Source organism: Amycolatopsis sp. NPDC006131 (assembly GCF_040614175.1).
In the GTDB taxonomy this organism is placed as follows: Bacteria; Actinomycetota; Actinomycetes; order Mycobacteriales; family Pseudonocardiaceae; genus Amycolatopsis_E; species Amycolatopsis_E tucumanensis.
The window spans coordinates 1-11,102 of record NZ_JBEXTX010000176.1 but is presented as its reverse complement, the minus strand read 5'-3'; the positions used below and the strand labels follow the sequence as shown (position 1 = coordinate 11,102).

Below are 11,102 nucleotides of genomic sequence, written 5' to 3'. Positions count from 1 at the left end.
GCCGCGCGCACCATGTCGAGCGGGATCTCCAGCTGCGCCAGCACGACGTCGGCGTGCGCGATCCGCTCGACCTGGGCGGCGGTCAGTTCGAGGCGCGCGTTGGCGCCGGGCGCGACCACGATGGCGTTCTCGCCGTCCGGGGAGACGGTGATGAGCGCGGTCCCGGTCGGAGCGTCCACACGGGACACCAGGTCGGTGCGGACCCCGGCTCGCTCCAGGGAGGCCAGCAGCAGATCGGCGGACTCGTCGCGGCCCAGGGCCCCGACGAACGTGGTGTCCGCTCCCCCGGCCCGCGCCGCGGCGACAGCCGAGTTCGCGCCCTTGCCACCCGGGGTGCGGCGCAGGTCGCCGCCGAGGATCGTCTCCCCGCCACCCGGATGGCGCGGCACGTCGACGACGAGGTCGACGTTGGCCGAGCCGACGACCACGACCTGCCCGGTCATGCGGCACCTCGTTCCACGGTCAGGGCGGCCGTGCGGGCCGCGAGGTCGGTGATGCGCTGCTCCCCGCCCGGCAGCGAGGTCGCGATGCGGTCGTCCAGCGGTTTCGCCCACTGGTCCGGCACCCCGTGCAGGGCGCCGACGACGCCGCCGACAGTAGCGGCCGCCGAGTCGGTGTCCCAGCCCGCAGTGACCGCGATCGAAATGCTCGGGCCGAACTCGCCGCCGCCCCTGGCCAGCGCGAAGGCGATGACGGCCGCGTTGTTCAGAACGTGGACCCAGTGCAGGTGCCCGTATTCGGCGTGCAGGCGGTCCAGTCCCGCGTCGACGCCGAGACCGGCCAGCGACCGTCCGAACCGGACGGCCTGCGCGAGCCTGCTGTCCGGCGGGATCACGGTTTCCGCCGCGTCCAGCACCTCGTCGGCCGTGCCGCACACCATCGACGCGGAGGCGAGCGCGGCGGCCCACATCGCGCCGTAGATGCCGTTGCGGGTGTGGCTCAGGCGGGCGTCGGTCCACGCCATCCGGGCCGCGGCGCGCACGTCGCCCGGCGAGACCCAGCCGAACACGTCGGTCCGGATGAGCGCGCCGATCCACTCGCGGAACGGGTTGTGGTGCGTGGCGGTCTCCGGCACCGGGCGGGCGTCCAGGATGTTGCGGTAGGCGGCGCGCTCGGCGGTGAACACCCGCCCGGCGGGCAGGTTGTCCAGCCACAGCTGCGCGACGTCGTCGGTGGTGAACCCGCGGCCACGCTGCTCCAGGAGCGTGAGCGCGAGCATCGGGTAGTTGAGGTCGTCGTCCTCCGGCATCCCGTCAATGTTCTCCGCCAGCGAGGTCGGGGCGGAGCGGCGGTTCCACGGCCACCGCGCGGCGACCTCGTCCGGCAGGCCGACGGCGGTGAACCAGCGGTCGAGCGGCCAGCGGCCGGTGGCGCGCAGGATCTCCTCGATGCCCTCGCGGGGGATCTTCTCGACCGGCTTGCCGAGCAGGCACCCGGCGGCGCGGCCGGTCCACGCGTCCAGCACGCGCCCGCTGCCGCCGGGCAGTTCCGGCGCGGGCGGCAGCAGCCCGGCGATGGCGTCCCAGTCGTCCGGCTCGTGCGGCGCCGGCGTGGCGGGCAGCGCGGCCAGCTCGTCGAGCAGGTCGCGGGCCAGCGCCCGCAGCGCCGGGGTGGCCGGCCGCGGACCGGCGCCGCTCACCGCGGGCACCGGGTCGCCACCGGCCGCGACCCAGCGGTCCCGGATAACGGTGACGTCCCGGCCCTCGGCGGCGGACTGCACCAGCTCGTGCGCCAGCAGGTCCTCGGGCTGCGCCCAGGTCAGCCTCACGACCGCTCCCCCATCCGCCGCGGCGGCGCCCCGGCCTGCCGCGTGCCCACCTGCCGACTCACCGGCCCCGCGATCACCACCGGATCCCGCCACTCCGGCCGCACAGTCACGCCACCCTCCTCACACAACCCCCAGCTGATGTCGTCCCGCACCGTCACGCCTGGTCCAGCGCGTCGAGCGTCCGCAGCCGCGCCAGTGCGCGCTCCCGGTCCGCCTTCAGGATGTCCGCGGCCGCCGCGGCCATCAGCCGCCCGGTTTCGCGGAGGTCCATCCTGCTCGCCTCGCCGATCGCGTCGATCCAGTCGGCGGGCACGGCCGCCGTGCCACCGAGACCGGCGCAAAGCGCGCCCGCCATCACCGCGATCGAGTCGGCGTCCCGGCCGTAGTTCACCGCGCCCAGCACCGCGCCGCGGTAGTCGCCGCGGTGGCCGAGCACGAACCCGAGCGCGGCGGGCAGCTCCTCGATCGACTTGGTGCGCGACGGCCGCCGCGCGTCCATCGACATCTGCCGGTACTGCGGCCCCACCGAGTCGTAGGGCGCGACTGTGTCCCGGATCAGCCGGGCCAGCTCCCGCTCCTCGTCGTCGTTGGACGGTGCGGAAGTCCAGCCGTCGAAGGCGTCCACCACGGCGCGGAGGGCGGCGGCGGTGCCGTCGTGCGCGACGTCCAGCGCCGCCGCGACCACGTCGTCCAGCGTCGCGCCGGGGGCGACCGACGCCGCGACCATCGCCGCGAACACGCCGGCCGCCTCCCGGCCGTAGCTGGACTGGTGGGCGCCGGTCAGGTCGATCGCCTCGGCGTAGGCGCCGCGCGGGTCCCCGGCATTCGCGATGCCGACCGGCGCCACGTACATCGCGGCGCCGCAGTTGACGACGTTGCCGACGCCGGCCTCCCGCGGGTCGACGTGCCCGTAGTGGAGCCGGGCGACGATCCACTTCTCCGCCAGGAACACCCGCTGCAGCAGCAGCGCGGTCGACTCCAGCTCGGGCACCCACCTGGGTTCGCCGATCATCAGCGGCACCAGGTCCTCGGCCATCGCGTACGCGTCGAGGTGCGCGCGGCGCTTCGCGTACACCTCGACGAGCGCGCGGGTCATCAGGGTGTCGTCGGTGACGTGCCCGTCCCCCTTGTGGTACGGCGCGATCGGGCGCGCCTCCCGCCAGTTCGGGAACCACGGCCCGACGATGCCGGTCACCCGGCCGCCGTGGCGCTCCTCGATCTGTTCCGGGGTCCACCCCTCGGTGGCGCCACCCAGCGCGTCCCCCACGGCCGCCCCGGTGATCACCGCCACCGCTCGGTCTTCCAGCCAGGTCACCGGCTTCACGTTTCCCTTCCAGATGGTCCGGTCGCTACCGGTTGATGGAGTTCCAGCCGTCGGTCAGTTCCTTCGACAGACCGTTCGCGTCGATCTGCTTCGCCAGGAACTTCTGGTAGGCCGGGGTAGCGACGGTGTCCTTCCACTGCGCGTACTTGTCGACGAACAGGTACGGCGCGGAGGTGAGGTACTGGCCCGAGGACAGGATCTCCTTCCAGCCGTTCTGCGCGCCGAGCTTCGTGGTCAGCGCCTCGCGGGCCGAAGTGGTCGCCGGGATCAGCGCGTCGGCCTCGTTGAGCGCGGCCAGGTTCTCGGTGTTGGTGAAGAACTCGATGAACTGCGCGGCCTGCTCGACGTGCGCGGAGTCCTTGTTCACCGACAGCGTCTGCGGGTTGGCGGCCTGCGCGGGACCGGCGGGGCCGGCCAGCGGCGGCAGCACGACCCAGTCGAAGCCGGCGGGCGCGTCCTTGGCGATGTTCGCGGCCTGGAACGAACCCTGGATCGTCATCGCGGTCTGCCCGGCGTAGAACGGCGCCAGCGCCTTGGAACCGGACTGGGTCAGCGTGACCGGCAGGATCGAGTTGTCCTGGTGCGCCATGGCGTCCACCAGCTGCGGCAGGGCCATCTCACCCTGGCCGACGCTGATCTTCGCGTCGGTGCCGGTGCCGTCGAAGTACTTGCCGCCGAAGCCGGGCGCGAGCGCGACCATCGCGGCGGTCGGGCTGGACAGGCCCCAGCCGAGACCGTAGGCGCCGTCGCGGGTGGTCGCCTTCGCGATCTCCCGCAGCTGGTCCCAGGTCATCGTGTCGCCGGCCGGGATGGTGACCCCGGCCTTCTGCAGCAGCGCCCGGTTGGCGAAGACCACATAGGACTGCAGCTCGGTCGGGTAGGCGATCACCTGGTTGTCCACGGTGACCGAGTCCAGCACGCCCTTGGGGATGTCGGTCTTCTTCTGCTCCGACAGGTACGGCGTGAGGTCGGCGAGGTAGCCGTCCTTGGCGAACGGGACGACGCCGGCAGCCTCGTAGTGGATGATGTCCGGCGCGCTGCCCGCGTTGAACTGCGTGATCAGCTTGTCGTAGACGCCGTCCCAGCCCGCCTGCACGACCTCGACCTTGACGTCGGGGTGCGCCTTGTTCCAGTCGTCGACGATCTTGTTCGTCGCCGCGATCGCCGCGGGCTGGTCCGACAGGGACTGGAACTTGAGCGTCACCGGGCCGCCGGCGCTGTCACCGCCGCTGGAGCACGCGGTGAACAGCAGGCTCGCGGCCGCCGCGAGCGCGGCCGTCACCAAACGTCGAGACTTCATTGACCGACCTTTCGTTTTCCGGGGGTTCATCCCTTCACCGCCCCGGCCATCAGCCCGCTGGTGAGCCTCCGGCGCAGGATGGTGAAGAAGACGATGCTGGGGATCGCGGCGAGCACGGCGCCCGCGGCGAGCGGGCCGAGGGACACCTTGCCCTCGCCGCCGATGAACATGTTCAGCGTGATGGGCAGCGTGTAGTTCTCCGGCGACTGGAGCAGCACCAGCGCGAAGAAGAACTCGTTCCAGGACGAGACGAAGCTGAACATCGCGGTGGCGACGATGCCGGGCATCAGGAGCGGGAACACGATCCGGCGCAGCACGGTCCACCGGCCCGCGCCGTCCATCGCGCCGGCCTCTTCCAGGTCGACCGGGATCGCGCTGACGTAGCCCTGCAGCATCCACAGCGCGAACGGCAGCGTGTAGGTGGTGTGCACGAGCGTCAGACCGGCCAGGCTGTCGGCCAGCCCGATGGTGCGCAGGATCAGGAACAGCGGCAGGATCACCAGGACCACGGGGAAGACCTGGGACACCAGGATCCAGCCCACGCCGGCGGCGCGGATCTTGCCCTTGAGCCGGGCGAGCACGTAGGACGCGGGCAGCGCGATCACGATGACCAGCGCGGTGGACACCAGCGCCACGACCAAGCTGTTGCCCGCCGAGTGCACCAGGCCCTGCCGGTCGAGCGCTTCGGTGTAGTTGTCCCAGTGCCACTGCTGCGGCAGCAGGCTCACGGTGAGCGAGTTGAGCTCGCCGGAGGACTTCACCGACGCCGAGATCAGCCACAGCAGCGGGAAGCCGAGGAACAGGATGTAGGCCGCCAGCGCCAGGTACTGGGCGGGACGCAGGAGGACGCGCATGTGGTCACCGCCCCCGCTCGGCGCGGTCGTCGCGGAACTGCGACCGCAGGTAGACCGCCAGCAGCAGCACGACGATGATCACGAGCACGAGCCCCATCGCCGCCGCGTAGCCGATGTTGCGGTTCTTGAACGCTTCGAGGTAGATGAAGAGCACCGGCACCATCGTCTTTCCGCCCGGCCCGCCCTCGGTGAGGACGTAGACCAGCGAGAACGAGTTGAAGTTCCAGATGAAGTTCAGCGACGTGATCGAGGTGACGATCGGGCGCAGGCTGGGCCAGGTGACCGCGGTGAACCGCCGCCACGCGCCCGCGCCGTCCACCGCCGCGGCCTCGTGCAGGTCCTGCGGGATCTGCTGCAGGCCGGCCAGCAGGGTGACGGTGGTCTGCGGCATGCCGACCCACACGCCGACGACGATCACCGCGGGCAGGGCGGTGGAGAAGTCGCCGAGCCAGTTGGTGTCGGCGGGCAGGCCGACGCTGCCGAGGAAGGCGTTGAGCGGGCCGCCGTTGGCCGAGTAGATCATCTGCCACATGATCGCCACGACGACCGGCGGCATCGCCCACGGGATGAGGGCGAGCACACGGGTCAGGCCCTGCAGCTTGAGGCCCGAGTTGAGCAGCAGCGCCAGGCCCATCGAGGCGGCCAGCTGCAGCACGGTGACGCCGACCGTCCAAATCAGACCGATGCGGAGGCTGTCCCAGAAGAACGAGTTGCCCGCCAGCTTGGTGAAGTTGTCGATGCCGGTGAAGTCGTAGTCGGGGTTGCGGACCAGGCGGGCGTCGGTGAACGCCAGCGCCAGGCCCATCACCAGCGGCGCGACGCTGAGCACCAGGATCGGGATCAGCGACGGCATCACCAGCGCGATCGCCTCGCGGCGGCGCGAGCGGGCCATGGTGCCCTTGCGGCGCTTGCGGGGCGCCGGTGCGGGCGCGGGGGCGCGGGTGTCCGCGGCCAGGGTCATCGCCGGCCTCCCTCGGTGAGCCCGCCCGCGGCGGGGACGGTGGAACCGCGCACGATCAGCTCCGGGCCGACGGTGACCTGCTGCGCGTCCTGGCCGGCGTCGTCGGCGAGGCGGAGCATGAGCTGCGCGGCGGCGCGCCCGCGCTCGGTGCTGCCGAGGGAGACGCTGGTCAGGGTCGGGTGGAAGACGCGGCCGATCTCGGTGTCGTCCATGCCGGTGACCGCGATGTCGTCCGGCACGGACAGCCCGAGTTCGCGGATGGCGTGGATGGCACCGATGGCGAGCAGGTCGTTGGCCGCGACGATGGCGTCGAGGCGCTCCGGGGCCGCGGCGAGCAGGCGGCGCGCGGCGGTGAGGCCGGCGGCGACGGTGAAGTCCTTGGCGAGCTCGGTGGTGTGGCCCGTGCCCGCGGCGGCTTCGAAGCCGCGCTGGCGGGCCTGGCCGGGGGTGGTGTCGAGGGGGCCGTTGAGGAAGCCGATCCGGCGGCGCCCGAGTTCCTGCAGGTGGCGGACCGCCTGGCCGATGCCGCCCGCGGAGTCGGTGGAGACCGAGCTGATGCCGTGGGCGTCCAGGGCGCGGCCGATGACCACGACCGGGACGGCGGCCTGCTGGATCTCCTCGATCAGGCGGTCGTCGGTGCGCAGCGGGCTGATGACCATGCCGTCGACGAAACCGCTGTTGAGGCTGCGCACCAGGTCGGCCGTGGAGGTCGAGGTGTCGCCGGTGGTCGTGACCACGACGCGGTACCCGTGCGGCGCGAGGACCTCGTGGATGGCCCGCATCATCTCGACGTAGACCGGGTTGCCGATGTCGGCGACCGCGAAGGCGATCTGGAAGGTCTTCTTCATGCGCAGCGAGCGGCCGATGGCGTCCGGGCTGTAACCCAGCTCCTCCGCGGCGGCCCGGACGCGCTCGATCATGGCCGGGCTAGCGCCGGTGCCGTGCAGGGCGCGCGAGGTCGAGGCCAGAGACACTCCGGCTCGTTCGGCCACCTGCAGCAGCGTGGCCCGTGTAGACGTCATTGTCGCTCCGTCGTCGTTCGTTGCCTTGGAAACGTTTCCAACCCGTGACGCTCGGTGGTTGGAAACGATTCCAAGGGGCTGCGGGGAATAGTGACATCCGGTTCGAGGGGTGTCAACACCGGGGTGCGCGTGGGGTCGCGGTGGCGGCTTCGACGCTGGTCAGCGGGCGGCTGAGCTCGCGCGGCAGGCGGTGGCGCTCGCCCTACTGTTCGCGGCGGGGTTTTTACGCTCCGCTACGAGCTTCCCACACTCCGCGATACCCGCCGCGCTGCCCCGCCCGTGTCCTACGCTCCGCGATGCATCCCGCGCTACCCCGCGCGTGAACCACTCCCCACGACGCCATCCGCGCTATCCCGCGCAAGCCACACGCCCGCGGCGCATCCCGCACTGCCCCGCGGGGCCACACGCCCGCCACGCATCCCGCGCTACCCCGCGCGGCCACACCCCCGCCACGCATCCCGCGCTACCCCGCCCGAACCACACGCCCCCGCCACGCATCCCGCGCTACCCCGCCCGAACCACACGCCCCGCGACGCATCCCGCGCTGCCCCCCGCCCGAACCACACGCCCCGCGACGCATCCCGCGCTGCCCCCCGCCCGAACCACACGCCCCGCCACGCCACCCGTGCTACCCCACGCCTCCGATGCGTCCCGCACTGCCCCGCCCGAATCACAGGCTCCGCGGTGCGATCTGCCTCCAGGCGCGAGCCGCGCCCACGCTGCCACGCGGTCTCACGTCTCGCACTGTCAGGCGCGTCGCTCCGCAGTGCGAGTTTCCGTCCTTTCGGAACGCCCCCGAAGGTTCCGCCCGGGAATGTCCACTTCAGACCCTGCGCGCGACAATTTCCGCGGCAAGTCAGCGAAAAGCGTCCGCGTTCTCCCGCGCCCACTGCTCGAACGTGCGCGGCGCCCGCCCGGTCACCTCGGCCACATCGGGGTGCAGCGTGGCCTCGTCCAGCCTGCCTTCGGCGTAGAACTGAGCGAACGCCTCCACGTAGTCGGCCGGCATCGCCGCTGCCATCTCGGCCCGGGTCTCCTCGTCGGACAGGCCCACCGCGCGCAGGTCCCGGCCCAGCACGCGCCCGAGCACCGCCACCTGCTGGGCAGGCAACAGCGCCTCGGGACCGGTCAGATCGTAGATCCGGCCCTCGTGCCCGCCCCGCAGCGCCCGCACGGCCACCGCCGCGATGTCGCCCGGGTCGACGCACGCCGCGGGCACGTCCGGGTACTGCACGCGCACCTCGTCGCCCGCCCGCAGCTGCGGCAGCCACCGCAGCGCGTTCGACATGAACGCGCGCGGTCGCAGGAACGTCCACGCCAGACCGGACTCCCGCACGGCCCGTTCGGACAGCGTCATGTACCGCGACACCGCGTTGTCCAGATCCGCCAGCGCGGCCGACCCACCGGACAGCAACACCACCCGCTCGACACCGGCCGACCGCGCCCGCGCCAGCAGCCCCGGCATGTCCGCGTACCCGGACAGCAGGAACACCCCGGTCACGCCCTCGAACGGAACGCTCGCCGGATCGTTGAGATCGCCGACGACCGGCTCCGCACCAGGGACCACGGCGTCCGGCTTCCGCACCAGCGCCCGCACCGGCTCACCACTCCCGGCGAGCTCGCGCACCACCGCCCCGCCCGCCGTGCCGGTCGCGCCAGTGACGAGAAACATCGTGCCCCCCAGATGCCGGTCGAGTCCTGGACAATACCCGGTGTGAAGAAGATCGGGTTCCTTTCGTTCGGCCACCACCAGCCGGGCACGCCCACCCCGACGGCCGGCGACGCGCTGCGGCAGATGGTCGAGCTCGCCGTGGCCGCCGAGGAGCTGGGCGTCGACGGCGCGTTCCTGCGCGTGCACCACTTCGCGCCGCAGTTCTCGACACCCTTCCCGCTGCTGGCGGCGATGGCCGCGCGCACCGAGCGCATCGAGCTCGGCACCGGCGTGATCGACATGCGCTACGAGAACCCGCTCTACATGGCCGAACAGGCCGCGGCCACCGACCTGCTCAGCGGCGAACGGCTGCAGCTCGGCATCAGCCGCGGCTCCCCCGAACCCGCGCTGCACGGCGCGTCCGCGTTCGGCTACGTCCCGGCCGACGGCGAGACCGACGCGGACATGGCCCGCAGGCACACGGAGATCTTCCGGACCGCGATCGGCGGCAGCGGCGTCGTCCGGGCCGATCCGCGGATGACCGGCCGCGGCGGGATGCTCGCGATTCAGCCGCAGTCGCCGACGCTGTACGAGCGGATCTGGTGGGGCAGCGGCACCCGCGCCACCGCGAAGTGGGCCGCCGAGCAGGGGATGAACCTGATGAGTTCGACACTGCTCACGGAGGACACCGGGGTGCCGTTCGACGAGCTGCAGGCCGAGCAGATCGAGATCTTCCGCGCGGAGTGGGCGCGCCAGGGGCACGTCCGCGAGCCGCGGGTGTCGGTGAGCCGCAGCGTCATCCCGATCACCACCGACGTCGACCGGCGGTTCTTCGGGCGGGAACGGGACAGCCAGGACCAGGTCGGCTGGCTCGACGGCGGGGTGGCGCGGTTCGGGAAGACCTACGCGGGCGAGCCGGACGTGATCGCCAAGCAGCTCGCCGAGGACGCGGCCGTGCAGGCGGCGGACACGGTCCTGGTGACGGTGCCGAACCAGCTCGGCGTGGACTACAACGCGCACCTGCTGGAGTCGATCGTCCGCGACGTCGCACCCGACGCCGGCTGGCGCTGAAACGTTCGCCGCTCGTTCACCCGGCCCTCATGTGCGCGGCCGAAGATCGCCGGGTGCGTAGAACACTGGCGATCGTGCTGATGCTGAGCGGAATCCTGCTGACCTCGGTGGCGCCCGCGAACGCGAGCGAGCCGCGGCAGCGGGTGCTGTCCGTGCTGAGTTTCAACATCCACCACGCGCAGGGCACCGACGACGTGCTCGACCTCGCGCGCGTGGCCGGGGTGATCCGGGACAGCGGCGCCGACGTCGTCGGGCTGCAGGAGGTGGACCGGCACTACTCGGCGCGCAGCGAGTGGGCCGACCAGGCCGCCGAGCTCGCCCGGATGCTCGGCTACCACGTGGTGTTCGGCGCGAACATCGACCGGGACCCGCCCGCCGCAGGCAGCCCGCGGATCCAGTACGGCACCGCGATCCTGTCCCGCTACCCGATCACCGCGTGGGACAACACGCACCTGTTCCGGTCGCCGAACCAGGAGCAGCGCGGGCTGCTGCACGCGGTGCTGGACGTGCGCGGCGTGGCGGTGCACGTGTACGACACACACCTCGCGGCGAGTTCCCAGGTGGACCGGCTGGAGCAGACCCGGCAGATCACGGAGCTCATCGGCGACACCACGCCTGCGGTGCTCGTGGGCGACCTGAACGCGCTCCCGGAGGCCCCGGAGATCGCGACGCTGAACGCGGCCTTCACCGACACGTGGCCGGTGTCCGGGAAGGGCGCGGGCGCGACGTACCCGGCGGAGGCGCCGGACCGGCGGATCGACTACATCTACGCGTCGCGCTCGGTTCAGCCGCTGGTGACGCGGGTGCTGGACGGGGCTCCCGTGGCCTCGGACCACTTGCCGCTGATGAGCCGCGTGCTGGTGCGGCACTGAGTTTCAGGCGCGCTGGCAGGCGTGGCCCTTTGCCGCCGTGGTCCGCGGATGTTCGCGCAGCGTGGGCAGTTCCGCGGACCCCGGCGCTCCTGGCTCGCGCCGACGCCAACTGGTCGAGGTGGACGGTCAACGGACCCTCCGCGCGCGGAGGGTCCGGCCGGCTGGCCGGCACGCCGAGGGTCGGCTAGACGAGTAATGCGTAACTCGGTCAGTGGTCGTAGGCGGTCAGGGATCGGGTGGTGGGTTGGCTGGTGGCGCGGTTGTGCCAGATGGCGGCGG

10 protein-coding genes are annotated in these 11,102 nt (G+C 72.2%); 2 read left to right on the top strand and 8 right to left on the bottom strand.

Features of this window, described 5'->3' with window-relative positions; translation table 11 throughout:
• From ABZ215_RS41735 to ABZ215_RS41700, 8 genes are all read right to left on the bottom strand, one after another.
• Positions 1–443: PfkB family carbohydrate kinase (locus tag ABZ215_RS41735; RefSeq protein ID WP_354956348.1), on the bottom strand; the 443-nt coding region annotated here is incomplete at its 3' end.
• Positions 440–1,768 (bottom strand): ADP-ribosylglycohydrolase family protein, encoded by a 1,329-nt coding sequence (locus tag ABZ215_RS41730; RefSeq protein WP_354956346.1) that lies wholly within the window; start codon positions 1,766–1,768, stop codon positions 440–442. The genes ABZ215_RS41735 and ABZ215_RS41730, both read right to left, overlap by 4 nt.
• 154 nt (positions 1,769–1,922) lie before the next feature.
• Positions 1,923–3,083: an ADP-ribosylglycohydrolase family protein gene (locus ABZ215_RS41725; RefSeq protein ID WP_354956344.1), complete on the bottom strand. Its 1,161-nt coding sequence runs from the start codon at positions 3,081–3,083 to the stop codon at positions 1,923–1,925.
• Positions 3,084–3,117: 34 nt separating this feature from the next.
• Positions 3,118–4,392, bottom strand: a complete 1,275-nt coding sequence (locus ABZ215_RS41720) for a sugar ABC transporter substrate-binding protein (protein WP_354712520.1) — start codon at positions 4,390–4,392, stop codon at positions 3,118–3,120.
• A gap of 26 nt (positions 4,393–4,418) precedes the next feature.
• On the bottom strand, positions 4,419–5,246 hold the full coding sequence (locus ABZ215_RS41715) for a carbohydrate ABC transporter permease (protein WP_354712519.1): 828 nt from the start codon (positions 5,244–5,246) through the stop codon (positions 4,419–4,421).
• A 4-nt stretch (positions 5,247–5,250) separates the two neighbouring features.
• Positions 5,251–6,207 (bottom strand): sugar ABC transporter permease, encoded by a 957-nt coding sequence (locus tag ABZ215_RS41710; RefSeq protein ID WP_237338699.1) that lies wholly within the window; start codon positions 6,205–6,207, stop codon positions 5,251–5,253.
• On the bottom strand, positions 6,204–7,229 hold the full coding sequence (locus ABZ215_RS41705; RefSeq protein WP_354956342.1) for a LacI family DNA-binding transcriptional regulator: 1,026 nt from the start codon (positions 7,227–7,229) through the stop codon (positions 6,204–6,206). The genes ABZ215_RS41710 and ABZ215_RS41705 overlap by 4 nt, the downstream gene beginning before the upstream one ends.
• Before the next feature lie 856 nt (positions 7,230–8,085).
• The gene (locus tag ABZ215_RS41700) at positions 8,086–8,901 is read right to left on the bottom strand and encodes an NAD(P)H-binding protein (protein WP_354956340.1); all 816 of its coding nucleotides are present in this window, start codon (positions 8,899–8,901) and stop codon (positions 8,086–8,088) included.
• Positions 8,902–8,943: 42 nt separating this feature from the next.
• Between ABZ215_RS41700 and ABZ215_RS41695 the strand changes: the two genes are divergently transcribed.
• Positions 8,944–9,951 carry an LLM class flavin-dependent oxidoreductase gene (locus ABZ215_RS41695; RefSeq protein WP_354956338.1) on the top strand — a complete coding sequence of 336 codons (1,008 nt, stop codon included), beginning with the start codon at positions 8,944–8,946 and terminating at the stop codon, positions 9,949–9,951.
• 53 nt (positions 9,952–10,004) lie between these two features.
• Complete coding sequence (locus ABZ215_RS41690; RefSeq protein WP_237338702.1) at positions 10,005–10,823, top strand: endonuclease/exonuclease/phosphatase family protein; 819 nt, start codon at positions 10,005–10,007, stop codon at positions 10,821–10,823.
• The last annotated feature ends 279 nt before the right edge of the window (positions 10,824–11,102 follow it).

Bases quoted from the DNA above. Each gene is read 5' to 3' on its own strand.
- ABZ215_RS41720 (WP_354712520.1), bottom strand. From the start codon at position 4,392: ATGAAGTCTCGACGTTTGGTGACGGCCGCGCTCGCGGCGGCCGCGAGC.
- ABZ215_RS41715 (WP_354712519.1), bottom strand. From the start codon at position 5,246: ATGCGCGTCCTCCTGCGTCCCGCCCAGTACCTGGCGCTGGCGGCCTAC.
- ABZ215_RS41710 (WP_237338699.1), bottom strand. From the start codon at position 6,207: ATGACCCTGGCCGCGGACACCCGCGCCCCCGCGCCCGCACCGGCGCCC.
- ABZ215_RS41705 (WP_354956342.1), bottom strand. From the start codon at position 7,229: ATGACGTCTACACGGGCCACGCTGCTGCAGGTGGCCGAACGAGCCGGA.
- ABZ215_RS41700 (WP_354956340.1), bottom strand. From the start codon at position 8,901: ATGTTTCTCGTCACTGGCGCGACCGGCACGGCGGGCGGGGCGGTGGTG.